The 25,708-nt window shown below is 57.1% G+C and carries 21 protein-coding genes, 1 tRNA gene and 1 riboswitch; of the genes, 14 read left to right on the top strand and 8 right to left on the bottom strand.

Going from position 1 to position 25,708, the window contains the following annotated elements; translation table 11 throughout:
- Window positions 1-203 precede the first annotated feature (203 nt).
- The 7 genes from NM10_RS08100 to NM10_RS08075 all read left to right on the top strand — a co-directional run bounded on the left by NM10_RS08100 (window position 204) and on the right by NM10_RS08075 (window position 7,189).
- On the top strand, window positions 204-1,763 hold the full coding sequence (locus NM10_RS08100; protein ID WP_020311094.1) for a gluconokinase: 1,560 nt from the start codon (window positions 204-206) through the stop codon (window positions 1,761-1,763).
- 25 nt (window positions 1,764-1,788) lie between these two features.
- A complete protein-coding gene (gene gnd, locus NM10_RS08095; protein ID WP_020311093.1) occupies window positions 1,789-3,201 on the top strand; it encodes a decarboxylating NADP(+)-dependent phosphogluconate dehydrogenase in 1,413 nt (470 codons plus the stop codon).
- A 15-nt stretch (window positions 3,202-3,216) separates the two neighbouring features.
- Entirely contained in the window at window positions 3,217-4,536 is a 1,320-nt protein-coding gene (locus NM10_RS08090) for a gluconate:H+ symporter (RefSeq protein WP_020311092.1), read from the top strand.
- A 34-nt stretch (window positions 4,537-4,570) separates the two neighbouring features.
- On the top strand, window positions 4,571-5,101 hold the full coding sequence (locus tag NM10_RS14625) for a MurR/RpiR family transcriptional regulator (protein ID WP_239639672.1): 531 nt from the start codon (window positions 4,571-4,573) through the stop codon (window positions 5,099-5,101).
- The gene (locus tag NM10_RS14620; RefSeq protein WP_239639671.1) at window positions 5,101-5,427 is read left to right on the top strand and encodes a MurR/RpiR family transcriptional regulator; all 327 of its coding nucleotides are present in this window, start codon (window positions 5,101-5,103) and stop codon (window positions 5,425-5,427) included. The genes NM10_RS14625 and NM10_RS14620 overlap by 1 nt, the downstream gene beginning before the upstream one ends.
- A 77-nt stretch (window positions 5,428-5,504) precedes the next feature.
- Window positions 5,505-6,269 carry a dihydroorotate dehydrogenase electron transfer subunit gene (locus NM10_RS08080; RefSeq protein WP_020311091.1) on the top strand — a complete coding sequence of 255 codons (765 nt, stop codon included), beginning with the start codon at window positions 5,505-5,507 and terminating at the stop codon, window positions 6,267-6,269.
- Window positions 6,266-7,189 carry a dihydroorotate dehydrogenase gene (locus NM10_RS08075; protein ID WP_020311090.1) on the top strand — a complete coding sequence of 308 codons (924 nt, stop codon included), beginning with the start codon at window positions 6,266-6,268 and terminating at the stop codon, window positions 7,187-7,189. The genes NM10_RS08080 and NM10_RS08075 overlap by 4 nt, the downstream gene beginning before the upstream one ends.
- Before the next feature lie 231 nt (window positions 7,190-7,420).
- Here the strand turns inward: NM10_RS08075 and NM10_RS08070 are convergent, their stop codons facing one another.
- From NM10_RS08070 to NM10_RS08040, 7 genes are all read right to left on the bottom strand, one after another.
- Entirely contained in the window at window positions 7,421-8,074 is a 654-nt protein-coding gene (locus NM10_RS08070) for a methionine ABC transporter permease (RefSeq protein ID WP_020311089.1), read from the bottom strand.
- The gene (locus NM10_RS08065) at window positions 8,055-9,098 is read right to left on the bottom strand and encodes a methionine ABC transporter ATP-binding protein (protein WP_020311088.1); all 1,044 of its coding nucleotides are present in this window, start codon (window positions 9,096-9,098) and stop codon (window positions 8,055-8,057) included. The genes NM10_RS08070 and NM10_RS08065 overlap by 20 nt, the downstream gene beginning before the upstream one ends.
- An 88-nt stretch (window positions 9,099-9,186) precedes the next feature.
- Window positions 9,187-9,284: riboswitch (SAM riboswitch) on the bottom strand.
- 59 nt (window positions 9,285-9,343) lie between these two features.
- Window positions 9,344-10,576 carry an aminopeptidase gene (locus NM10_RS08060; RefSeq protein ID WP_020311087.1) on the bottom strand — a complete coding sequence of 411 codons (1,233 nt, stop codon included), beginning with the start codon at window positions 10,574-10,576 and terminating at the stop codon, window positions 9,344-9,346.
- Between the two features lie 4 nt (window positions 10,577-10,580).
- Entirely contained in the window at window positions 10,581-11,942 is a 1,362-nt protein-coding gene (locus NM10_RS08055; protein WP_020311086.1) for an MATE family efflux transporter, read from the bottom strand.
- Window positions 11,943-12,140: 198 nt separating this feature from the next.
- Window positions 12,141-12,407, bottom strand: coding sequence for a 30S ribosomal protein S20 (gene rpsT / locus NM10_RS08050; RefSeq protein ID WP_020311085.1), 267 nt, complete (start codon window positions 12,405-12,407; stop codon window positions 12,141-12,143).
- 90 nt (window positions 12,408-12,497) lie between these two features.
- A complete protein-coding gene (gene fba, locus NM10_RS08045; RefSeq protein ID WP_014016799.1) occupies window positions 12,498-13,463 on the bottom strand; it encodes a class II fructose-1,6-bisphosphate aldolase in 966 nt (321 codons plus the stop codon).
- Window positions 13,464-13,497: 34 nt separating this feature from the next.
- A complete protein-coding gene (locus NM10_RS08040) occupies window positions 13,498-14,379 on the bottom strand; it encodes an RluA family pseudouridine synthase (protein WP_051132251.1) in 882 nt (293 codons plus the stop codon).
- Between the two features lie 308 nt (window positions 14,380-14,687).
- Between NM10_RS08040 and dnaG the strand changes: the two genes are divergently transcribed.
- The 3 genes from dnaG to NM10_RS08025 all read left to right on the top strand — a co-directional run bounded on the left by dnaG (window position 14,688) and on the right by NM10_RS08025 (window position 17,904).
- Window positions 14,688-16,481: a DNA primase gene (gene dnaG / locus NM10_RS08035; RefSeq protein ID WP_020311083.1), complete on the top strand. Its 1,794-nt coding sequence runs from the start codon at window positions 14,688-14,690 to the stop codon at window positions 16,479-16,481.
- A 24-nt stretch (window positions 16,482-16,505) separates the two neighbouring features.
- A complete protein-coding gene (rpoD, locus tag NM10_RS08030) occupies window positions 16,506-17,756 on the top strand; it encodes an RNA polymerase sigma factor RpoD (RefSeq protein WP_020311082.1) in 1,251 nt (416 codons plus the stop codon).
- Between the two features lie 73 nt (window positions 17,757-17,829).
- Window positions 17,830-17,904, top strand: a tRNA-Ile gene (locus NM10_RS08025).
- 155 nt (window positions 17,905-18,059) lie between these two features.
- Here the strand turns inward: NM10_RS08025 and NM10_RS08020 are convergent.
- Complete coding sequence (locus NM10_RS08020; RefSeq protein WP_020311081.1) at window positions 18,060-18,188, bottom strand: hypothetical protein; 129 nt, start codon at window positions 18,186-18,188, stop codon at window positions 18,060-18,062.
- A 749-nt stretch (window positions 18,189-18,937) separates the two neighbouring features.
- Between NM10_RS08020 and NM10_RS08015 the strand changes: the two genes are divergently transcribed.
- The 4 genes from NM10_RS08015 to NM10_RS08000 are packed head-to-tail and all read left to right on the top strand — an operon-like array spanning window position 18,938 to window position 25,699.
- Entirely contained in the window at window positions 18,938-20,491 is a 1,554-nt protein-coding gene (locus NM10_RS08015; RefSeq protein WP_335340748.1) for an ASKHA domain-containing protein, read from the top strand.
- Between the two features lie 11 nt (window positions 20,492-20,502).
- Window positions 20,503-22,974 carry a homocysteine S-methyltransferase family protein gene (locus tag NM10_RS08010; RefSeq protein WP_036200743.1) on the top strand — a complete coding sequence of 824 codons (2,472 nt, stop codon included), beginning with the start codon at window positions 20,503-20,505 and terminating at the stop codon, window positions 22,972-22,974.
- A gap of 14 nt (window positions 22,975-22,988) precedes the next feature.
- Window positions 22,989-23,975 (top strand): Gfo/Idh/MocA family protein, encoded by a 987-nt coding sequence (locus NM10_RS08005; RefSeq protein WP_020311078.1) that lies wholly within the window; start codon window positions 22,989-22,991, stop codon window positions 23,973-23,975.
- Entirely contained in the window at window positions 23,972-25,699 is a 1,728-nt protein-coding gene (locus NM10_RS08000; protein ID WP_020311077.1) for an ammonium transporter, read from the top strand. Before NM10_RS08005 ends, NM10_RS08000 begins: the two co-directional genes overlap by 4 nt.
- Window positions 25,700-25,708 lie beyond the last annotated feature (9 nt).

The raw sequence follows: 25,708 nt of genomic DNA, 5'->3' as shown, positions 1-25,708 counted from the left end.
GCAGTTCGCAAAACCAGCGGCTAGCCGCTAACTGCTAACGGCTGGTTTTTCCCCAGACGCATAGGGTACCCTACTTCTATGATATAAAAATATCAAAATATAAAATTTAAAATGATATTTTTATTGCATTTAGTCAACGGGAATGGTATCATAAAGTCATCGAAAAGATTCCTTACCAAGCTACGTGAAAGGGAGTATGACTCATGAATATCATTACGCCTATGGATTCGGCGAACCAGAAAGTATGGATCGGCGTCGATGTCGGTACGACCGGGGTCCGGGCCATTGCTTATACGGAAGACGGGACCAACGTCTGCTCGTCGGAAGCCTTTTATCCGCTGTTGACACCTCATCCGGACTGGGCTGAAGAAAGCCCGCTCCAGATCCTCGAAGCCGTCCAGGAAGTCATCAGTAAGACGGCGGCTCAGCTGCGTTATAAGAACAAAGAACTGGCAGGCATCGCCTTGAGTACGGTCATGCACAGTTTTGCCGGCCTCGATGAAGGCAGAGAGCCCCTCATGGACATGCAGACCTGGGCAGACAGCCGCAGTGCGGCCATCGTCCGGGAGATGAAGAAAGACGAAGCCTTGTGCCGCTCCTTTTATGAACGGACGGGCTGCCCCATCCACGCCTGCTATCCCCTGGCCAAGATCATCTGGCTGCGCCAGAATCAGCCGGAACTCTTCCGCCAGATGCGCTATGTGGGCTCGCTGAAGGATTATTTATTCTATCATTTGACTGGCCAATGGGTCATCGATAAGTCTGCTGCCAGCACGAGCGGCATGTACAACGAACAGACTCTGGATTGGGACGATGAAATCCTGGCCTATGCCGGTATCACCAAGGACCAGCTGCCGCCTGTCGTATCGACGACGTACAGCCAGGGGCTCTGTGAAGAAGCGGCCAAAGCCCTGCGCCTGCCTGTTGGCCTTCCCGTCGTCATCGGCGCTACTGACGGCGTCCTGGTCAATGTCGGCATCGGAGCCGTCGAACCGGGCCAGCTCAGCGGGACCATCGGGACCAGCGGCGCCCTGCGCATGCTGACCCGCCAGCCTAAGACAGACCCGCAGATGCGCACGTGGTGCTATAACCTGACCGACGACATGTGGGTCGCCGGCGGGGCCATCAACAACGGCGGCATGATTCTGCGGTGGGTCCGCGACAAGATCTGCCATTACGGCGGCAGTGCCCTGGAAACGCTGGACATCGACCCTTATGACCTGATGACCATGAAGGCAGAACACGTCGATGCCGGCGCCGACGGCCTCATCTGCCTGCCGTATTTCACGGGTGAACGGGCGCCGTACTGGAATTCGGAACTGCGGGGCATGTTCTTCGGCTTTTCTCTAAATCACAGCCGGTCCCACATGATCCGCGCCGTCATGGAAGGCATCTGTTACAGCCTGAACAGCGTCATGGCAGCTCTCAAGGAATTCGGTGACGTCAAGGACATCCGCGTCAGCGGCAGTTTCACCAAGTCGAAACTGTGGCTCCAGATTTTATCAGACGTCCTCAACCAGCCCATTACCCTGCCGGACAACAGCGAAGGCGCTGCCTTCGGGGCGGCTGTGCTGGGCTTCATTTCCAGCGGCAGGTTGAAGAGCATCGCCGATACGGCCGACCTGGTCCACGCCAAGAAGGTGTATACGCCTATGGAAGAAAACGTTGCCGTCTATCAGCAGCTCTATGACATCTTCGTCCGGCTCTATCATAACTTGCAGCGCGAATTTGCCGACATCACGGCATATCAGCAGAAATTATAATTTCCAGTGAAAAGGAGCGATTGCTATGGCACTTCACGATATTGGCGTCGTCGGCATGGCCGTCATGGGCAGTAACCTGGCCCTGAATATGGCCGACCACGGCTATGACGTTTCGGTTTACAACTATACGCCGGGCTTGACGGAACAGTTCCTCCAAGAACGGCCTCATGAAAAGATTACGGGCTACTTCGAGCTGAAAGATTTCCTGGCTTCCCTGAAGCGGCCGCGCAAGGTCATGCTCATGATCATGGCCGGCGCTCCCGTGGACAGCATGCTCGACCAGCTGCTGCCTCTCCTCGATACGGGGGACATCATCATCGACGGCGGCAATTCCTATTTCGGCGATACGCGCCGCCGCTACGACCGTTGCAGGGAAGACGGCATCCACTTCTACGGCATGGGGATTTCCGGTGGGGAAACGGGGGCCCGCCGCGGCCCGGCCATCATGCCTGGCGGCAATAAGGAAACGTACCCGGAAATCCAGCCCATTTACGAGGCCATTGCCGCTAAAGCCGCTGACGGCAAGCCGTGCTGCACGTATATCGGCGAAGACGGTGCCGGCCACTATGTCAAGATGGTCCACAACGGCATCGAATACGCCGACATGCAGCTCATTGCCGAAGCCTATTTGCTGCTCAAATACGTCGGCGGTTACGACAACGCCGCTATTTCCAAGATTTTCCATGAATGGAACCAGGGCGAGTTGAAAAGCTTCCTCATCGGCATCGCTGCAGACATCTTCGCTGAAGACGACGAAGCCGGCGGACAGGTCCTGGATAAGATCGTCGACGCTGCCGGTCAGAAGGGGACAGGCCGCTGGACGAGTATCGAGTCGATGAAACAAGGCGTCGATATTTCCATGATCACCGCAGCCTGCAATGCCCGCGTCATGTCCAATGCACTGGGCCGTGCGAAAGCCCAGGCCTGCATCGAAATGCCTGCCTTGTCCCATCAGCACGGTGACGACTTCGTCGAAGCCGTCCGCCAGAGCCTCTATGCGGCGAAAATCGTCGCTTATGCCCAGGGCTTTTCCCTCTACAAGAGCGCGTCGGAAACGTATGACTGGCACCTCGATTACGGCGCTATCGCTTCTATTTTCCGGGCTGGCTGCATCATCCAGGCCGAATTCCTGACCAAGATTACCGAAGCCTATGACAAGAATCCGGACCTGGACAATCTCTTGTTCGATGACTTCTTCCTGGCAAAGATTAACGCCAATCAGGGCGCCCTGCGGCAGATCATCGGCCTGGCCATCGCCAACGGCCTGCCTATCCCGGCTTTTTCGGCAGCCCTGCAATACCTCGATGCCTACAGCAGTCCCCAGGTCGGGGCCAACCTCATCCAGGCCCTGCGCGACTACTTCGGCGCCCATACGTTCCAGCGCGTCGATAAAGAAGGCACTTTCCATCATCATTGGCACGAGCACTATACAAAATAAAGGAGGCTTCTCATTATGCCACTCGTCATCCTAGCCATTGGCATTCTTGTCTTATTTTTCCTCATCGTCAAAGTAAAACTCAATAGTTTCCTGGCTTTGCTCCTCGTCGCCGGCGCCGTCGGCCTGGCTGAAGGCATGCCTATCGACAAGCTCATCCCGACCATTGAAAAGGGGCTGGGCGGTACCCTAGGCGGCCTGGCCATCGTCGTTTCTTTCGGCGCCATGCTGGGCAAGCTCATGGCTGAAAGCGGCGGCGCTCAGCGCATCGCCATGACGCTGATCAACGTCTTCGGCCGGGAAAACGTCAAATGGGCCGTCTGCCTGACAGGCTTCATCGTCGGTATCGCCTTGTTCTATGAAATCGGCTTTGTCCTGCTCATTCCTTTAGTCTTCACCATTGCCGCAGAAGCCAAGATTCCTCTGCTGGAAGTCGGTATCCCTATGGCTGCGGCCTTGTCGGTCACCCACGGCTTCCTGCCGCCTCATCCGGGCCCGACAGCTATTTCCATCATCTATAATGCCGATATCGGCACGACCCTGGTCTATGGCGCTATCATCGCCATCCCGACGGCCATCGTCGCCGGTCCGCTGTACTGCACGCTGACGCGCGACATCAATCCGGAAATCCCCAAGGGCATGTACAACCCGAAAATCTTTAAAGACGACGAAATGCCCGGCTTCGGCATCTCCGTCTTCACGGCGCTGGTCCCGGTCATCCTCATGGCCGCTTCGGCGATTGCCAAATTGACTATGGGTGCCGATGTCCCGGCCCGTCACGTCCTGACCTTCTTCGGCCAGCCGGATATCGCCCTGACTATTTCCGTCGCCATCGCTATCTATACCTTCGGCCTGGGACGGGGTAAATCCATGGAAGACGTCATGAAGACGGTCCAGGATGCCGTCCTGACCATTGCTATGATCTTGCTCATCGTCGGCGGTGGCGGTGCCTTGAAACAGGTCCTCATCGACAGCGGTGTCGGCACGTATATCGGCAACCTCGTCGCCGGTTCTGATTTATCGCCGCTGCTCCTGGCCTGGCTGGTCGCTGCCGTCATCCGCACGGCCTGCGGTTCGGCTACGGTTGCAGCCCTGACAGCCGGCGGTATCGCAGCGCCTATCTGCGCCGTCACCGGTGCCAATCCGGAACTGATGGTCCTGGCAACCGGCGCCGGTTCGCTCATCTTCAGCCCGCCGAATGACCCCGGTTTCTGGCTCTTCAAGGAATTCTTCGGCCTGACAGTCAAACAGACGGTCCGCACGTGGTGCGCTTTGGAAACGATCATCGCCGTCATGGGCCTGGCCGGTGTCCTTGTATTGAACATCTTTGTAGGCTAAAATAAAAGTAAATACAGAAGTGGGAGGGAAGACAATGGAAGAAACGAAACTCCAGTTATTTCCTGTCCTGCGCAGTGCATACGGCGGTCTGACCAAGTCAGAGCGCCGTATTGCCGATTATATCGTCGATCATACGGACGAGGTCATGGAACAGACCGTTTCGGACCTGGCCGTTCATGCGCAGAGTTCGGAAATCACTATTTCCCGGTTTTGCAAGAAATTGGGATGCAGCGGCCTGAAGGAATTGAAGCTCATGCTGGCTGCGGAATTATCGGCGGCGCCGCAGAAGGCCTTCCACGACATCCAGACCGGCGATAGCGGACGGGACGTAGCGGCCAAGGTCTTTGCCAATATTGCCGAAGGATTGCAGGATACGCTGAGCCTCCTCGATTATGGCGCTCTCGATGCGGCGGCCCGGCTGCTCTTGAAAGCCCAGCGCATCTACGTCTTTGGCTTTGGCAACTCGGCGACGGTCTGCATGGATATGGCCACGCGTTTCCTGCGCCTGGGACTGGCTATCCGGGAGTATGCCGACTCCCATATGCAGGTCACGGCGGCGGCCTGATGACGGCCGACGATGTGGTCATCGCCGTATCCCATAGCGGGGCGTCGAAGGAACTATTGCAATCGGTCCAGGCCGCCAGGGAGAACGGGGCCAAAGTCATCGTCATCACCAGCCATGGCCAGTCGCCTTTGGCTGCGTTAGCCGATATCTGCCTGTGCGGCATGGGGCGCGAAGTCCAGTACACGTCAGAAGCCGGGGCGTCGCGCCTGATCCACATGGCCATCGGCGATGTCCTCTATACGCGCGTGGCCATGCAGGAAAAGGCGGTCTTTCAGGACAATATGGAAAAGATGCGCCGCGAAATCGTCAAAAAGCGGCAGCACTGATTTTGGCTACGAAAATCGGCCGTTCTGTGGTACAATAAAACTGTTCTTATTGCAAACAGAGGAAGGATGATTAGCAGGTGAAGAAATTCTTGGAAATGGCGACTATCGTCGAGAATGAAGCCATTATTCCTGAAGTATGGAAAATGGTATTCCATGCACCGCAGATTGCCCGGGAAGCGCAGCCCGGCCAGTTTGTCAATGTCCATCACGATGGGGGACAGACCTTTTTGCGCCGGCCTTTTGGCATCGTCGATGCCGATGCCGAAACGGGTCATGTCACCATCATTTACCGCCTGGTCGGCAAGGGCACAGAAGAAATGAAGGGCCTGCGCAGCGGTGACGCATTGAGCGTCGAAGGGCCCCTGGGCGAAGGCGTCTTTACGACAACGCCGGGCCAGGTCCTGCTGGCCGGCGGCGGTGTCGGCCTGGCTCCGCTCATCTTTTTGGCTAAGCGCCTGGACCATCCCATCGTGCTCGTTGCCGGCAAGACGGCGGCTGAAACGTTCTGGACCAAGTTCTTTGAACCCTATGCCGGCCAGATTTACGTGACCACTGACGACGGCTCCCTGGGTATCAAGGGCTTTGCCGTCGATGCCCTGCCGCAGATCTTTGCAGAACACGCCATCGACCGCGTATCGGTCTGCGGGCCGACGGTCATGATGAAGACCATCGCCCAGGCGTCGGCCAAAGCCGGCGTCGCCTGTGAAGTGTCCATGGAAAAGCGGATGGCCTGCGGTATCGGCGTCTGCCTGGGCTGCACCTTTGAAAGCCAGCTCGACGGCAAACGCTATAAAGTCTGTGCCGACGGCCCCGTATTTGACGCGAAGGAGGTCTTTGCATGATCAGCGAACGCATTGCCGTCCAGTTTGCCGGTATTTCCATGAAGACACCGGTCATGGGAGCATCGGGGACCTTTGGATTTGGCGTAGAATACAGTGATTTTCTCGACCTCGATCACGTCGGGGCCATTATTTCCAAGGGCATCACGCCGCTGCCGCGGCCGGGCAATCCCGGCGTCCGCGTGGCCGAAACGCCGGCAGGGATGCTCAACTGCATCGGCCTGGAAAATCCCGGCGTCGAAGTCTTCAAGCGGGATATCCTGCCCAAGGTCCAGCAGGCCTGCCAGACGCCGCTCATCGTCAATATATCGGCCGGGACTGCCGAAGAATACGGCGAATTGGCAGCTCAGCTCGACGTCGACGGCGTGGCTGCCCTGGAAGTCAATATTTCCTGTCCTAACGTCAAAGAAGGGGGCATCGTCTTCGGGACCCAGCCGGAAGCGGCTGCGGCTGTGACGCGCAGTGTCAAGGACCATACCTGGAAACCGGTCATCGTCAAACTGTCGCCAAACGTCACGGACATTACGGTCATGGCTAAAGCCGTCGAAGCGGCCGGTGCCGATGCCGTATCGCTCATCAATACCCTGACGGGCATGGCCATCGACATCAAGACCCGCCGCCCCTTGCTGGGCAATATCACCGGCGGCCTGTCCGGCCCGGCTGTCAAGCCCGTCGCCCTGCGCATGGTATGGCAGACGGCTCAGGCCGTATCCATCCCCATCCTCGGCCTGGGCGGCATATCGACCTGGCAGGATGCCGTCGAATTCATGCTGGCCGGTGCCAGTGCCGTCGCCGTCGGCGCCCATAACTTCGTCGACCCCAGAGCCGTCGAAACCATCGCCGAAGGCCTGGACCAGTATTGCCGAGAAGAAGGCATCGAACATATACAGGATATTGTAGGGGCATTGGAGATTCGTGGCTAGTGGCTAGGGATTAGCAGTCAGCGGTCAGCCGTCAGCAGTTAGCCGCGGTCCCATGGACCGCTTTGTAGGGGCCGTCCCAAAGAGCGGCCCGTTGTGGGAATCCCATTCACGAGCTGCCCTGGATATACGCCAAGACATTTATATACCCATTTGCGTGGACGGGCGCCCCACGGGGCGCCCCTACAGAAAAAAGGAGCTGTCGCATGTGCAACAGCTCCTTTTTTCTATTATTTATTTCTTATTCTTTTTTCGTGATGCGAAGTCGCCGCCGGCCTGGATGACGTTGACGACGACGATGAGGATGATGATCGTCGCCAGCATGACGTCGGGACGGAATCGCTGGTAGCCATAGCGGATGGCGATGTCCCCGAGGCCGCCGCCGCCGATGGCGCCGGCCATGGCCGATGCTCCGATGAGGTTGACGATGAGGACGGTGATGTTATTGATGATCGTCGGCAAGGCTTCGGGAATGAGGACCTTGCGGATGATCTGGAACGGCGTAGCCCCCATGGATTCGGCCGCTTCGACGAGGCCGAAGTCGACGTCGCGGATGGACGTTTCGACGAGACGGCTCAGGAAGGGGATGGCGACGATGGTCAAGGGGACGCAGGCTGCCGTCGTACCGATGGACGTGCCGGCAATGAGACGCGTCAGCGGGATGATGGCGACCATGAGGATGATGAACGGGATGGAACGGATGATGTTGACGATCGTGCCAAGAATTTGATTGATGAAGCGGTTTTCCAGGATATGGCCCTTGCTGGTCGTGACCAGGGTGATACCCAGGGGAATGCCGATGATACCGCCAATGACCGTGGCGACGGCGACCATGTAGAACGTTTCTTCAATGCCTTGGAGCATTAACTTAATGATTTCTTGGGACATAACCTAAAACCTCACTTCCAATCGGTAATGTTTTGATGTACGAGAATGCCTTGGCCTGTGTTTCCATATCGCCCATGATGACGACGATGAGGTAGCCGAACGGTTCATCCTGGATGTAGTCGATGTTGCCGTAGAGGACGCTGACTTCGACGTTGAATTTGCGGACGATGTCGGCGACGACGGGGTCGCTGGTCGCAGCGCCTTTGAAGCGCAGGCGGACGAGCATGTAGCGGTCCGGCGACGGCTGGTCGGTGACACCCAGGTTCTTGATGCCTGCCGGCAGTTCCATATTGATGATGGACGTGACGAAATCTTTCATGGTCTGGGACTGAGGATTGGTGAAGATGTCGACGACGCGGCCCATTTCCTTGATGACACCGCTTTCGATGACGGCGACGCGATGGCAGATTTCCTTGACGACGGCCATTTCATGGGTGATGACGACGATAGTGATGCCCAGGCGTTTATTGATGTCCTGGAGCAGTTCCAGGATGGATTTCGTCGTCTGCGGGTCCAGGGCCGACGTGGCTTCGTCGCAGAGCAGGATTTTCGGATCGCTCGCCAGGGCACGGGCAATGCCGACGCGCTGTTTCTGGCCGCCTGAGAGCTGGGACGGATAGTTGCCGGCCCGGTCGCTGAGGCCGACCAGGTCGAGGAGGGAAGCGACTTTCTTTTCGATGACGTCTTTGGAAGCGCCGACGAGTTCCAGCGGGAAGGCAATGTTTTCGGCAACCGTACGGGATGATAAGAGATTGAAGTGCTGGAAAATCATGCCGATGTTCTTGCGTTCTGCCCGCAGCTGGGATTCATTCATCTTGGTCAAATCCTTGTCGTCGATGATGACCTGGCCGCTCGTCGGTTTTTCTAACATATTGATGCAGCGGACCAGCGTCGATTTGCCGGCACCGCTCTTGCCGATGATACCGAAGATCTCGCCGTCGTCGATGGTCAGGTTGATGCCTTTCAGGGCCTGGACCTGTGCGGCGCCGCCGTAGGTCTTGGTAATATTTTTCAGTGTAATCACAGTATCAACTCCTCAAAATAGGCGTAACTAGAGAAAGCAACCACAAAAAAAAGGCCGTCATGCAGATGACGGCCGTATATACGGTTTCATTTCATCTGTCGGAATGTTCCGTTGGAATTGGCACCTTCCCGATAGGGGGTTGCCGCAGCGTCATCGGGCCAGTCCCTCAGCTGCTCTGGATGAAGGGTATATGGTTGTTGTGTCTTATAATAGCACGGATGGCCGGGATTGTCAATGGAAAATCGTTATTGCGCCCAGTCGCCATCGGTAAAGACCGGCACCGTCGTGCCGTCGGCCCTGGTCCCGGTGATGGTCAGGTCCGGCGAGCCGACCATGAAGTCGACGTGGATCATGGAGTCGTTGAGGCCGGCTGCGGCGACAGCATCTTTGTCCATATCAGCACCGCCAGCCAGGCAGGTCGGGTACGATGCGCCCAGGGCCAGGTGGCACGAGGCGTTTTCGTCGAAGAGTGTTTCATAGAAGAGGATACCCGACAGGGAAATGGGCGAATGATAGGGGATGAGGGCTACTTCGCCGAGGCGGCAGGCGCCGTCGTCGATGGCGATGAGTTTCTTCAGGACGTCTTCGCCCGTTTCGGCGGCAGCGTCGATGACTTTGCCGTCTTTGAAGGTCAGGTGGAATTTGTCGATGAGGTTGCCGTTATAGACCAGGGGCTTGGTGCTGTAGACCGTGCCGTTGACCGCATCTGCCTTGGGGGCCGAATAGATTTCTTCCGTCGGGATGTTGGCATTGAACAGCAGGTGGTCCGCCGTTTCTTCCATGCCGCCCTGCCAGATATGACCGGCCGGCAGGCCGATAGTCAGGTCCGTTCCCAGGCCGTTCGTATAGTGCAGGCTGGTGAAATGCTGGTCCGTCATCCAGGTCCGGCGCTTCTTCAATTCGGCCAGATGGGCGTCCCAATCGGCCAGGGCATCGGCACCGTCGGCACGGGACGACTGGAGGATTTGCTTCCACAAGGCTTCGTAAGCGGCGGCTTCGTCGAGGTCCGGATAGAGCAGTTTGGCCCAGACGGCACTGGGGACGGCGGCGACGAGCCACGTCGTCTTCGAGGCCATCATGCCGTCGATGTATTCCTTCAAGGCTTCATTCTGGGCTTTCTGCTGGGCAAAGATTTTATGGGTGTCGATGCTGTCCATGAGGTACGGATTCGCCGAGATGAGGCTGAGGAAGGCCGCTTTCTTATGGTAATAGTAAAGGCTGAAATCGCGGCGCCAGTCCGGCAGGGACTCGAAATACTGCAAATCTTCGTGTTCGTAGCGCAGGCGGGCCAGGTCGTCAGACCGCCAGTTGCAGACGACCTGGGCGGCGCCGGCCGTATAGGCCTCTTTCGTCAGGAGGGCGACGAAGTCGTGCGATTCGACAGGGGCATTGATGACCAGGGTCTGACCTTTCTGGAGATTCAGGCCCTTCTGCAAGAGGACGCGGGCATAAGCCGTTAATTGTTTGGTAGTTGGCATAAAATCACTCCTTAGTAGATGAGGATAGGACAGGGACTTTCCAGGCCGTATGCTTCCACAAGCGCCAGTTCAGGGCGCTGGCATTGATGGCCAGGCTGATAATGAGGCTGATCCAATAGCCATAGGGCCCGTAGGACGTGACGTGGGCCATGGCATAGCCCATAGGGATGCTGATGAGCCAGTAGGTCACGAAAGCGACGTAAGTGATGATCCTGACGTCCTTATAGCCGCGCAGGATGCCCTGGACCGGCGTGCCGGCGGCATCGAAGAAGGAAAAGGCGACGGCGTAGAAGATGAACATGCGGATGGCCCAGAACGTTTCGGCATCGCTCGTGAAGATGGCGGCGATATGATCGACAAAGTGGTAAGTCACGACGATGAGGGCGATGGCGATGGTGAAGGCCGTCATCTGGCAGAGCACGGCATACTGCCGGGCAGCGGCGTAGTTGCGGGCGCCGACTTCGTAGCCGATGACGATAGTCGCCGTCAGGCTGATGCTCCAGGGCAGGGTATAGGTCAGGGTCGAGAAACTGATGGCTGCCTGGTTGGCCGCCAGGTATAAGGTGCCGAATTCGGCCATGAGCAGGCCGACGATGGAGAACAGGCTCGTTTCGCAGAAGACGGCGATGAAGATGGGAATGCCCAACTCCAGCTGATGATAGCCATGATACCAGCTGAAAGGCCGCAGGCGGCTCCAGAGATGGTAAGAGCGGAAAGGCTCCATCCACTGCAGGACGCCCACGAAGAGCAGGAAGGACAGCCACGACGCGATGGTGATGGCATAGCCCGTACCGATACCGCCCATAGCTGGAATGGGGCCGGCGCCGAAGATGAGCAGGCGGAAGAGGATGATCGTCAGGACCAGGTTGGTCACTAAGATGGCCATGGAAACGTGGGTCTTGCCGTGGGCGTCGACGATGTAGCGCATCGTCGCCTGCAGGCAGATGGGGACCAGTCCCAGGGCCAGAGCCTTGAGGTATTCCCAGGCGATGTAGCGGACCGGTGCGTCGAGGCCCATAAAGTCGAGAAAGGGCGGTAGCAGAAAGGCGCCGGCCAGGAAAATGACGGCCGTAAAGCCCAGGCTCAAGTAGAGGCTCTGCATAATGTACGTCGGGATTTCCTCGGTCTTCTGAGCGCCCCGGAGCTGGGCGATGATCGGCGAGATGCCGAAGAAGATGCCGCACAGGCCGGCAAAGACGGGATACCAGATATTGACGGCTACGGCGACCCCGGCCAGGTCAATCGTCCCGGCCTGACCGCTGAAGATAGAACTGAAGACGGATGTCCCGACCTGGGCCATCTGGGTCAGGAGCAGGGGAAAGAACAGGGCCAGGAAATGGCGTAATTGGAACCAATGGGGGAACATGATATCCTCCTTGTATGAAAAAGGGCTTGTCGCACAACGACAAGCCCTTTAAAGTTGGTAGTGGCTAGCAGTTAGTTGTTAGCGGATGGCTTTAAATTTAAAGGCCTTCTTCAAACATCAAACCTTAAACTGTACAGAAAAAGGGACCGTGCATGATGGCCGAAACCTTCATGCGCCAGTCCCCCTTTTCAGTCGAACTTATTTACCCATAGCATTGACTTTGGAAGCCAAACAGGATTTTTTACGAGCTGCAGTGTTTTTATGGAGAACGCCTTTCTGTGCGGCGCTGTCGATTACGCTGCTAGCTTTATCGAATGCTTTTTTAACAGCTTCAGCGTCACCAGCGGCGATAGCTTCGGTCGTACGGCGGATAGCGGTATGAACAGAAGATTTAACCTGAGAGTTAGCTGCGTGGCGAGCTGCGTCTTTTTCCATCGTTTTGATATTGGATTTAATCTGCGGCAATGGATTCACCTCCCTAATTTACAAGAACACTAGAAGAAATTTTACCATATGGCGCAGAAAAAAGCAATACCTTTTTTACAAGACATGCGATTAAGCTTTGCCTTCCGAGCCGAGGACGCATTTGATCTTGTGAGCGACGATGTCATGGACGAACTGACGGCCGTCGGCGAGGTACTGGCGCGGGTCGAAATGTTCCGGATGCTGTGCCATGTGCTGACGGATGCCGGCAGTCAGGCCGAGACGGAGGTCGGAGTCGATGTTGATCTTGCAGACAGCCATGGAAGCTGCTTTGCGGAGCTGGTCTTCCGGGATGCCGATAGCGTCAGCCAGGTTGCCGCCGTTTTCGTTGATGATCTTGACGTATTCCGGTACGACCGAAGATGCGCCGTGGAGGACAATCGGGAAGCCCGGCAGGCGTTTGGAGACTTCTTCGAGGATGTCGAAGCGGAGTGTCGGCGGTACGAGGACGCCGTCAGCGTTGCGCGTGCACTGTTCCGGAGTGAATTTGAAAGCGCCGTGGCTGGTGCCGATAGCGATGGCCAGGGAGTCGACGCCCGTGCGGGATACGAATTCTTCGACTTCTTCCGGACGCGTGTAGTGAGCTTCGTGGGCAGCGACTTTGACATCGTCTTCGATGCCGGCCAGCTGGCCGAGTTCGCCTTCGACGACGACGCCGTGAGCGTGTGCGTATTCAACGACTTTTTTCGTGAGGGCGATATTGTCTTCGAAAGAATGTTTCGAGCCGTCGATCATGACGGAAGTGAAACCGCCGTCGATGCAGTCTTTGCAGGTTTCAAAGTCAGCGCCGTGGTCGAGGTGAAGGGCGATGGGGAGATCATGATCTTCCAAAGCTGCTTCTACGAGATGTTTCAAATACGGCGGTTTAGCGTATTTGCGGGCACCGGCCGAAGCCTGAAGGATGATCGGCGAGTTCAATTCAGCAGCGGCCTGGGTAACGCCCTGGACGATTTCCATGTTGTTGATGTTGAATGCACCGATAGCATAGTGGCCTTCATAGGCTTTTTTAAACATTTCTGTAGTTCCAATTAATGGCATGTTTACATTCCTCCTACATAATACGTAAAAATGGTTAATATATATAATTCCAGCCGGCCCGTCGGACGAAGGCGTCCATATCTTCAGGCAGCCGGGAATTAACGGTGATGAAGCGGTGGCTCATGGGGTGGGTGAACTGGAGACAGTAGGCGTGCAGGGCCTGGCGGCCGATGAAGCGGCGCGAACCGCCGTAGAGGTCGTCGCCGGCCAGGGGATAGCCCAGGTAACTGCTGTGGACCCGTATCTGATGGGTCCGGCCCGTGTGCAGGACGACTTGGAGCAGGCTGTAGTCCTTGCCGGCTGCGAGGCAGGTGAAATCGGACCAGGCCGGCTTGCCGTCGAGGCGGACACAGCGGGTGATGATGCTATCGGGACATCTTCCGATGGGGGCGTGTACAGTTGTGACCCGCGACGGGTATCGTCCCTCACAGATAGCTAAGTACAAGCGCTTATAGCCCAAGTCCTGCTTATCGAAAGCGTATTGGATCTGCGGTTCCTTGGCGACCATACAGAGACCGGACGTATTCTTGTCCAGGCGGTGCATGGGGTGGTAGGAACAGTGCTGCCCCGTCTGTTCGTAATGATAGGCGACGGCGTTGGCCAGTGTCCCGTCCCGTACGGCTGATGTGGGATGCATCAGGAGACCTGCAGGCTTGTCGATGACCATGAGGTAGTCGTCTTCATAGACGATGCCAATGGGTATGTCCTGTGGCGGGAAGGGGTTCTTTTCCGGAAGGGTGACGCAGATCTCGTCGCCTTCATGGACGAAGTCCCGCGTCGAGGCGGCCTGGCCGTTGATGGTACAGATGCCGTTGTGCTTGATACGGCGCCGCAATGTCGACGAAACGCCGAAATGTTTCAAAGCGCCGCCTAACGATGTAGGCCGTATGATCGTCCCTACTGTAAAATGAATCATTTGCATTTCCCCTATATTGGCTTTGTCTACATCTATTATACAAAATGAAAATAAATAAATCCATACATTTCGTGAAAACATGTGGGCTATATTTTAGCCCGCAAGGGCCTGGGAGTGCGGCTGGCCAGAAAAAATCATCTCCTGGAAAAGGAAACTTGACGCTCCGCGTCGAAATAGTATATCATAGGAATGTTATGTATCCATTTTTTAGATTTACCTTAAAAGAGTGTTCCCTAAAGAAGGAGTTTCACAGGTGGATAGAGAATAATATATACGTCAGCGTTATTGAAATGAAACAGGTGATATGAGTGAAACGGTTTTCCAGCGAATTTATCGAACAGGTCCGGCAGGCCAATGACATCGTCAGCGTCATCTCCGATTATGTGACGCTGAAACGGCGGGGCCGCAACTTCTGGGCCTGCTGCCCTTTCCATAATGAAAAGACCGCCTCCTTCAGCGTCGCTGCCGACAAAGGATTCTTTTATTGCTTTGGCTGCCATGCTCACGGCGATGTCTTCCAATTCATTATGAAGAAAGAAAACCTTTCCTTTTCGGATGCCGTCGAACGCCTGGCTGAACGGGCCCATATCGCCCTGCCCGTCGTCGAACGGTCGGCCGAAGAAATCGCCCGCGATAAACAGCGGGACCGCTTGTATCAGATCAACGAAATGGCGGGCAATTTTTTCCATAACTGCCTGACCCAGACTCATTACGGGCAGCCCGGACTGGCCTATTTCCACAAGCGCCACGTATCGGATGATACCATCGAGGCCTTTAAGCTGGGCTTTGCTCCGGAAAGCTGGGATAAACTGACGACGGCTTTCATGAAAAAAGGTGTCACTGGCAGGGAATTAGTCCTCCTGGGACTGGCTAAAGAAAAGAACGGCCACTTTTACGATGCCTTCCGCGGACGGGTCATGTTCCCCATCCGCGACGGCCGCAGCCGCATCGTCGGTTTCGGTGGCCGCGTCCTCGACGACAGCAAGCCGAAGTATCTCAATTCGCCGGAAACGCCGATTTTCAATAAACGGCGGCTCCTCTTCGCCATGGACCTGGCCCATAAAGCGATTTATGAGCAGGGGAAAGCCATCCTGGTCGAAGGCTATATGGATGTCGTTTCCGCTCATAACCGGGGCATCCATAATGTCGTCGCGTCCCTGGGGACCTCCTTTACGCCGGAACAGGCGCGGCTCTTGCAGCGCCAGGCCAAGGAACTCGTCCTGGGCTACGACATGGACGGCGCCGGCCGTCAGGCGACGCAGCGGGCTATGGAAATCGTCCGCGGCCTGGGCATGCGCATCCGCGTCTTGTCCTTGCCGCAGGGCAAGGACCCTGATGAATACATCAATGCCGCCGGGCCGGACAAGTTCCGCCAGGCCGTCGACGAAGCGCCGAATGTGCTCGATTACATGCTCATGCGGGCCTTGCAGCGCTTCGACGTGACGACGCTGGAAGGGAAATCATCCATTACGACCATGGTCCTGCCCGTCGTCGCTGCCGTCGACAACCGGGTCCTGCTGGAAGCGTTCCTGAAGAAACTGGCAGGTCAGCTGCAGATAGGGGAAAACGCCGTGCGCAGCGAATTCAACAAGTATGTCGCTGCCCATCCGGAAGCAGGCCAGCAGCCGGTCGTCATCTCTTCGTCCGTATCCCAGGAAAATGCCGCAGCCCGCGGGAGCGGTGCCATGGCTGTAGCCGAAGAGAATATCCTGCGTTTCCTCCTGGAAAAGCCGGCTGCCTGCGGGCGGATCCACGCCAAAGTATCGGCGGACCTCTTTGCCGATGAACGGCGGCGCCACATTTACCAGCTCATTTTGGATACGTATGCACACCAAGGGATGTACACACCACATGACATCCAGCAAAAATTAACTCCTGAGGAGGCCGAAGAAGTAGCACGAATTATGGTTCTACAAGATGTCCCACTGGACGAAAATGTACTGATGGATTATGTCAAGCGCTTTCGCATGGCCGATTTACAAAAGCAGTACCTGGCGCACAGCCGCCTGGCTGCCACTTATAGCCGGACTGGCGATGCAAGGCTGGCCGAAGAGCTTGCAGCATGTAAGAAAATTAACGATGAAATGAAACAATGGTCTTGAGGAGCAGAAAGGAGCCTGTACACCATGGTGAATAAAACGACAGATGATACAAAAGTAACGAAGAAAACGACGAAAAAGACGACGCGCCGCAAGCCGTCCAAGAAGAAGGACGCTGCCGCCAAGAAACCGTTGAGTGAAAAAGAACGCCAGGCCCTGGCCCTGCAGCACATCAAGCAGCTCCTGCAAATGGGGCAGAAGAAGGGCAGCCTGACGTATACGGAAATCATGAACCTCATGGAAGAAGACGAACTGACGCCGGACCAGATCGACAAGATGTATGAAGTCTTTGCCGACAAGGGCATCGACATCATCGGCGAAGACGACTCCATGGCGGAACATGATGATATAGATGATGAAGATACGGAAAAAGTCCCGGACCTTCACAATGTCGACCTCAGCGTGCCGGAAGGCATCAACATCGATGACCCGGTCCGCATGTATTTGAAAGAAATCGGCCGCGTCCCCCTCTTGTCGGCGACGGAAGAAATTACCCTGGCCAAGGCCATCGAAAAGGGCAATGCTCCCGATGCAACAGAAGAAGACATCAAAGCCGGCACGATTGCCAAGAAGAAACTGACCGATGCCAACCTGCGCCTCGTCGTCAGCATCGCCAAGCGCTATGTCGGCCGGGGCATGTTGTTTCTGGACCTCATCCAGGAAGGGAACCTGGGTCTGTTGAAAGCCGTCGATAAATTCGACTACAGCAAAGGCTACAAGTTCAGTACCTATGCGACATGGTGGATCCGCCAGGCCATTACCCGTGCCATTGCCGACCAGGCCCGGACCATCCGCATCCCGGTCCACATGGTCGAAACTATCAACAAGCTGATCCGCATTTCCCGCCAGCTCCTGCAGGACAAAGGCCGCGAACCGCTGCCGGAAGAAATCGCTGAAAAAATGGACATCCCTGTCGAACGCGTCCGGGAAATCATGAAGATCGCCCAGGAACCGGTATCGCTGGAAACACCGATTGGCGAAGAAGAAGACTCGCACCTCGGCGATTTCATCGAAGACTCGGAAGCCGTCGCCCCTGATGACGCCGCCTCCTTCATCTTGCTGAAAGAACAAATCGAAGACGTCTTTTCCTGTCTCACCGACCGGGAACGCAAAGTCCTCTACCTGCGCTTCGGCCTCAAAGATGGCCGTCCGCGCACACTGGAAGAAGTAGGCCAGCACTTCAACGTCACCCGTGAACGTATCCGCCAGATCGAAGGCAAGGCCCTGAGCAAACTGCGCAACTGGGGCAAACGGGAAAAAATCAAGGATTTCCTCTAAGCCGAAATCTCTCCTTGACGCCATATGCTAATTCGCGTATAATAATTTGGTAAGGCCTTGCGCCTTATCTTTTGGGCCTATAGCTCAGTGGTAGAGCCACCGGCTCATAACCGGTTGGTCCTTGGTTCGAACCCAAGTGGGCCCACCATGAATGAAAAGAGCTTGTTGCACGTAATCGTGTCCGGGCTCTTTTTCTGTATACAAAATATTGCCGATAGATGGATGATCCCAGAATAAATTATTTATAGAAATAACCGCTCAAGATTAGGGTCTGAAGCGGTTATTTTTGTATTCTCCAATATGTTATAGATTTACAGTTCGGTCTTTTTTGTTCCAGGTGTTTGCAATGTGTGCCTGGCCTTCGGCATTGGCCGAAGCGACAGAGACGATGCCATCGCGTTTGATACAGTCGAAAAAGACGTTGGTTAACATGGGTATTCCTCCTTTAGCAAAAAAAGACTACGTTCATTATAGCCAAAGGGAAGGGAAATGTATACGGCCGTGAGGTTTCTGTTAAGATTGTGTTGCCACGAGGCGCCTTGAGGTTATATAATTATGTATTATAGATAATATTTTTAGGAGGATAGAATTTTTAGGAGGATAGACATGGCAGATATTCGTATCATCCGGGGGCAGCGGATCGTCCCCGACGTGGAGCAGGCTCTGCGGTTTGCTGGTTATGAATCGAAAGGGGCAGCTTGGGAACGGGCTGAAGGGATGTGCCGGGATATGGCACCGCTCTTGCGGCGGTCTTTGCAGGCCAAGGCGGTCCTGGCCTTTACAGAGAAACGGCTCTATGTCATCCTGACGTTAGGTGCTGCTGTGAGCCGGCAGATCGACCGCTATCAGGATGACGGGGATGAGCTGGCCGCCGTGCTCTTCGCTGCCATGGCTGATACGTGCCTCTTTGCCCTGGAACAGCAGGTTTTGCAGCAGCTGCGCCTTATTTGCCGGCAAAAGGGCTGTGGCATCGTTTGCCGCCACGAACCGGGCAGCGATTTGCCCTTATCGGTCCAGGCCGATGCGGTCTGTGAGACGGCTGCCGGCCGGACGGCTGGCGTGACGGTCAATGCGGCCATGGCTTTGTCGCCGGAGAAATCCATGAGCCTCGTCTTTGACCTTTGCGAAGACCCGGCTGTATTCCAGGTGAAACATGACTGTACGGCCTGCCCTAAGACGGATTGCCCGCAGCGCCAGGCCGAATCGGCCCGGGAAGTACGGCTGACCTGCCCTGCGGCTGCCGGGTCCATGACTATATCCAGTCTCAGGGAACGGCCCTGGCTATGCCCTGCGGCGGCAAGGGCATGTGCGGCAAATGCCGTGTCCGCGTCGTCCGGGGGCGGCTTCCCGTCACCCCGGAAGACAAGCGCATCTTTTCCGAAGCTCAGCTGGCCCAGGGCTGGCGCCTGGCCTGCAAGGCCGTAACCCGTGAAGCGGTCGAAATTGTCGTTCCCGTGCAGGAACAGCAGGGCTTTTCGGCTCTGGCTGCCGAAGCCGCTGACGAGGGAGCCCTTTCACTGGCAGCGGACCATGACTATGGCCTGGCTGTCGATATCGGGACGACGACGTTGGCCGCAGCTCTGGTAGACTGTACGGATGGAAAAATCCTGGCGACAGCGACGGCAGTCAACAGCCAGCGCTCTTTTGGGGCCGATGTCGTCAGCCGCATCGGTGCCGCCTGCCATGGCAAAGGCAAGGCCTTGCAGAAGGCCGTCCGCCGGGACCTGACGCGGCTGATGAAGCAGCTCCTGAAGGACCATCCCGGCACGGCCGCTCGCTGCCGCCAGATGGCCATTGCCGCCAATACGACCATGCTCCACCTGCTCATGGGCTGGCCCTGCGACGGCCTGGGCGACTGGCCGTTCCATCCCGTATCCCTGGGCGGGAAGACTTATCGCGCTCAGGAGGTCCTGGGACCGCAGTCGCCACTGGCAGACGCTACAGTGACCCTGCTGCCCGGCATGAGCACCTACGTCGGTGCCGACATTACGGCCGGCATCTGGCAGTGCGGCCTGGCCTCGTCAGACGACGTCAGCCTCTTCGTCGATCTCGGGACGAATGGGGAAATGGTCCTGGGCAATAAGGACCAGCGCTTCATTGCATCGGCTCCGGCCGGTCCGGCCCTGGAAGGGGGCAAGCTGACCTGGGGGACGGGCAGTGTTCCCGGGGCCATCTGCGGCGTCCGCATCGAGCGGGGCCGGGCTAAGGTGCGGACTATCGACCACGCCGTTCCCGTCGGTATCTGCGGGACGGGCATCCTCGAAGCCATGGCCGGCCTGGTCCGGGAAGGCCTGGTCGACGAAACGGGGAAACTCGTAGAGCCTTATTTCCATAAGGGCTTTCCCCTGGCGTCGACGCTGGATTATCAGCGCATTACCCTGAGCCAGCAGGATATCCGTGAAATCCAGATGGCCAAGAGCGCTATCCGGGCAGGCATCGAATCGCTCATCGAACGCAGCGGAATCAGCCGTCAGCGCGTCCACCAGGTCTTCCTGGCCGGCGGTTTCGGTTATTACCTGGATCCGCAGAAAGCGGCTGTCATCGGCCTGTTGCCAGCGGATCTGGCCGAACGGACGACGGCTGTCGGCAACACGTCCCTGAAAGGGGCCATCGGCCTTTTGACGGGCGCCGTGACTTTGGAAGAGTTACAGGCCATCGCCGCCGGGGTAGAGGAAATCGTCCTCGGCAACGACGAAGCCTTTCAACGCTTATACATTGATTATCTGAATTTTTAGGGGGACTTAGATTGACTAACGAAGCATTTCAACAACTTCTACAGGGCGGTGTTGTCCTGCTCGACGGGGCGACGGGGACGAACCTGCAACAGGCGGGCATGCCTATCGGCGTCTGCCCGGAACAATGGATCTTAGAGAACCGCGACGTCATGATCGATTTGCAGCGCCGTTTCGTCGAAGCAGGCTCGCAGATCCTCTATGCGCCGACCTTTACGGGTAACCGGCTCAAATTGGCCGAATACGGCCTCGATGACCAGCTCGTCGCCATCAATCAGGGCTTGGTTGCTATCTCCAAAGAAGCGGCCCAGGGGAAGGCCCTGGTTGCCGGCGACATGACCATGACGGGCCAGCAGCTCTATCCTATGGGTGAACTGACCTTTGACGGTCTCGTCGACGTCTATCGCGAACAGGCCCAGGCCTTGTACGATGCCGGTGTCGACCTGTTCATCGTCGAAACCATGATGAGCCTCCAGGAAACGCGGGCTTGTGTCCTGGCTATCAAGGAGGTCTGCGACCTGCCCATCATGGCGACACTGACCTTTGAAAAAGACGGCCGTACCCTCTATGGGACGCCGCCGGAAGCGGCTGTCGTCGTCTTGCAGAACCTCGGTGTCGATGCCGTCGGCCTGAACTGCTCGACAGGACCGGCCGACATGGTGGAAACGGTCCGGAAGATGTATGAATATGCGACGATTCCCCTCATTGCCAAGCCCAATGCCGGTTTGCCGGAATTGGATGGTGACAAGACGGTCTATAAGACGACGCCGGAAGAATTCGCCCAGGACGGCCGGCTGCTCATCGAAGCCGGTGCCCATATCGTCGGCGGCTGCTGCGGCACGACGCCGGACCATATCCGGGCCCTTCACGAGGCTGTCTGCCGGCTGACGCCGAAAGCGCCGCATGCCAGCCATCACCGCGTCCTGGCCTCGGAACGGCAGGTCGTAGAAATCAAGCTCGACGGCTCTTTCCAGGTCATTGGCGAACGCATCAATCCGACGGGCAAGAAGAAGCTCCAGGCTGAACTGCGGGCGGGCAAGCTGGACATGGTCCGCGCCATGGCCCGCGAACAGGAACGCAACGGCGCGTCTATCCTCGACGTCAACATGGGGACCAACGGCATCGATGAAAAAGAAATGATGCTCAAGGCCATTTACGAAGTGACAGGCGTATCGGGCCTGCCCCTCAGCATCGACACGAGCTCACCGGACATCATGGAAGCGGCCCTGCGCATCTATCCCGGCCGGGCCCTGGTCAATTCCATTTCCTGTGAAACGGAAAAGCGAAAGAAACTCCTACCTGTCGTCAAAAAGTACGGCGCCATGTTCATCGCCCTGCCTGTTTCGGATAACGGTATCCCCAAGACCCTCGAAGAAAAACATGCCGTCCTCGACGAGCTCCTGGCCGATGCCTACGACCACGGCTTTTCGCCGGAAGATGTCGTCGTCGACGCCCTGGTAGCGACGGTCGGGGCTGCGCCGACGTCGGCCCTGGACTGCATGGCCACGTTTTCTCACTGCAAGCAGGACCTGGGACTGGCTACGGTCTGCGGCCTGTCCAACATCTCCTTCGGCCTGCCGGACCGGATCTATGTCAACGCCACCTTCTTGGGCATGGCCATTGCCAGCGGCCTGACCATGGCCATTGCCAATCCGTCCCAGGATTTGCTCATGAATACGGCAGCAGCGGCCAATATGCTCATGAATAAAGAGGGCAGCGATTTGGCCTACATCCACCGCATGCAGTATTTCGACAAGAAAGAAGCCGAAAGAAAACGGCAGGAAGAAGCAGAACTCCTGGCCAGCCACGGTACGGCTGGGGCTGTCGAAACGGCGGGGGAGTCCCAAGACGCTGAGCAAGGGCCGGTCAATCCGGTCTACCAGGCTGTCCTGGAAGGGGAAAAGGACGCCGTCGTCGCCTTGGCTCAGGAAGAACTGGCCAAGGGTATGGCACCGGATGCCATCATCAACGACCTGCTCATTCCGGCCATCACTGAGGTCGGCGATTTATACGATAAACAGATTTACTTCCTGCCCCAGCTCATTGCCAGTGCCAATACGATGGAAACGGCCATTGCCTATTTGGAACCGCTCATCAAGAAAGACCCGGGCCAGCAGGACATGGCGACCATCGTCATTGCCACCGTCGAAGGCGACGTCCACGATATCGGTAAGAACCTGGTCGGCCTCATGCTGCGCAACTACGGCTATAAGGTCATCGACCTGGGCAAGGATGTGCCGGCCGGCACCATCATCGAGACGGCGCTGCGCGAAAAGGCATCTGTCGTCGGCTTGTCGGCCTTGATGACGACGACGATGATGCACATGAAAGATGTCATCGCCGAAGCGGCGGATAAACAGTATGGCGGCAAGATTATCATCGGCGGCGCAGCCGTTACGCCGAGTTTCTCCGATGAAATCGGTGCCGATGGCTATTCCAAAGATGCGGCAGACTGTGTCAAGCTCGTCAGCCGCCTGTTATCGTAAAAGGGGGAATCATTATGCCAGCATATCGTTGGGCGACTTTGGGCTGCGGCGTCATCGGCAATGAACTGGCCCAGGCTATGCAGGCCCTGGGCGGGAATTTGTACAGTGTCGGCAACCGGACCCATGAAAAGGCCTTGTCTTTTGCTGAAAAATACGGCATCGCCAAGGTCTACGACAAGCCAGAGGATATCTTTTCGGATCCCGACGTCGATATCGTCTATATTTTGACGCCTCATAATACGCATATCCGTTATCTGCTGCCGGCGCTGGCAGCGGGCAAACACGTGCTCTGCGAAAAATCCATTACCCTTAACAGCCTGGAACTGGACCAGGCCCGGCGCTGTGCTGATGAACACGGCGTCGTCCTGGCCGAAGCCATGACCTTATATCATATGCCTATTTACAAACAGCTCGCTGAACTCATCCGTTCCGGCGCCCTGGGGCCGCTGCGTTTCATTCAGATGAATTTCGGCAGTTATAAAGAGTACGATATGAACAACCGCTTCTTCAACCGCTCCCTGGCCGGTGGTGCCCTCCTCGATATCGGCGTCTATGCGCTGTCCTTCGTCCGCTATTTCATGAGCTGTCAGCCCGACCAGATCGCGTCCCAGGTCCGCCTGGCACCGACCGGTGTCGACGAGCAGGCAGGTATCCTCTTGCAGAACCGGGAAGGGGAGATGGCGACGCTTTCCTTATCGCTCCATGCCAAGCAGCCGAAACGGGGCATGGCCGCCTTCGATAAGGGATATATCGAAATCTACGACTATCCCCGGGCCGATACGGCGACCATCACCTATACGGCCGACGGCCATCAGGATGTCCTGCAGGCCGGCAGTCAGTCCAAGGCCTTGCAGTACGAAATCCGGGACATGGAAGACGCCGTGGCCCACGGCGGCCAGGGCATGTGCCAGGCTTATACGAAAGATGTCATGGACCTCATGACGGCCATCCGCCAGCAGTGGGGCCTGACCTATCCCGAAGAAGAGGGGGGAGCGCAATGAGTTATTCATCGGTCGATACCTTGTGGATCCTCATGGCGGCCGTCCTGGTCTTCTTCATGCAGCCCGGTTTCGCCATGCTCGAAGCCGGCCTGACGCGGGGCAAGAATGCCGGCAATATCGTCATGAAGAATTTCATGAACTTTTCCCTCGGGACCCTGGCCTTCTGGATCGTCGGCTTCAGCCTGCTCTTTGGCCGCGACATAGGCGGATTCATCGGCATGCCCGATTTCTTCGCCCAGCATATGGACCTCATGGCCGGGACGCCTTATCCGGATTTGGCCTTTTTGCTCTTCCAGACCGTTCTCTGTGCCGTGACGGCGGCCATCGTGTCCGGCGCTATGGCTGAACGGACGAAATTTTCGTCATCCTGTCTGATTACGATCCTCATCAGTCTGCTCATCTATCCCATCGTCGGGCACTGGTCCTGGGGCGGCGGCTGGCTGGCAGCCCTGGGCTTCCATGACTTCGCCGGCGCTTCTGTCGTCAGCCTGACCGGCGGCATCTGCGCCCTGACCGGGGCCAAGGCCCTGGGGCCGCGCATCGGCAAATATAATGACGATGGCTCGGTCAATGCCATTCCCGGCCACAGCCTGCCCCTGGCTTGTCTGGGCATGTTCATCTTATGGTTCGGCTGGTTCGGCTTCAATGGCGGCCAGACCCTGTCCCTGACGGGAGAACAGACCATCCTAAAAGCCGCGTCTATCTTCTTTACGACCAATATCGCCGCCGCTGCCGGGACGACGACGGCCATGGTGACGACATGGATCCGCTATGGCAAGCCCGACGTATCCATGACTCTCGACGGCAGCCTGGCGGCCCTGGTGGCTATTACGGCCGGCTGTGATGTCGTCAGCGTGCCTGGGGCCTTTGTCATCGGCGCCCTGGCCGGCATCGTGACGGTCTTCCTCATCGAATTCATCGACCAGAAACTGCGCATCGACGACCCGGTCGGGGCTATTGCCGCTCACGGCGGCTGCGGTGCCTTGGGGACCCTCCTGACGGGCCTGTTCAGCGTCCAAGACGGCCTGTTCTATACGGGAGAAATCCGTCTGTTCCTGGTCCAGCTGGCCGGCGTCGTGGCTATGGCCCTGTTCGTCTTCGTCGCTATGACCCTGGTTTTCCGCATCCTCCAGGCGACGATAGGCCTGCGCGTCTCGGCAGCCGAAGAAATCAACGGCCTGGACTTCAAGGAAAACGGCCTGGTACCGGCTTACGAACTGGACCGCAGCGACGATTTGGAGGATTTGTCGCAAGCCTTGAAGGCCGGGGAAGCGCCGGAAGGGGTCCAAGAAATCCCCTTGGACCAGGCTATCCCCGATTCGGTCATGGCCAGTCCCCAGCCGGTCGGCGGCCATGCCCTGTATAACGTGACTATCATTACCGATGAAAAGCGCTTTGAAACCTTGAAAGACGCCATGGAAGCCATCGGCATCACGGGCATGACCATCACCCGCGCCCTGGGATTCGGCATCGAAAAGGGACGGACTGAATTCTACCGCGGGGCCAAAGTGTCGGCCAAGCTCCTGCCCAAGGTCCGCGTCGAAATGGTCGTTTCCAAAGTGTCGCCGCGGACCATCATCGAAACGGCGAAGAAGGTGCTCTATACGGGCAATTACGGCGACGGCAAGGTCTTCGTGTCGGCCATCGACAACGCCGTCAAGATCCGGACCGGCGAAGAAGGCTGCGATGCCCTGCAGGACTATCCCGTCGTCCAGAAGAAATGACCTTTTACA

The sequence above is a fragment of the Megasphaera sp. NM10 genome (assembly GCF_000417505.1).
In the GTDB taxonomy this organism is placed as follows: domain Bacteria; phylum Bacillota; class Negativicutes; order Veillonellales; family Megasphaeraceae; genus Megasphaera; species Megasphaera intestinihominis.
The sequence above is the reverse complement of the archived record's forward strand: the minus strand, read 5'-3'. Positions and strand labels throughout refer to the sequence as shown.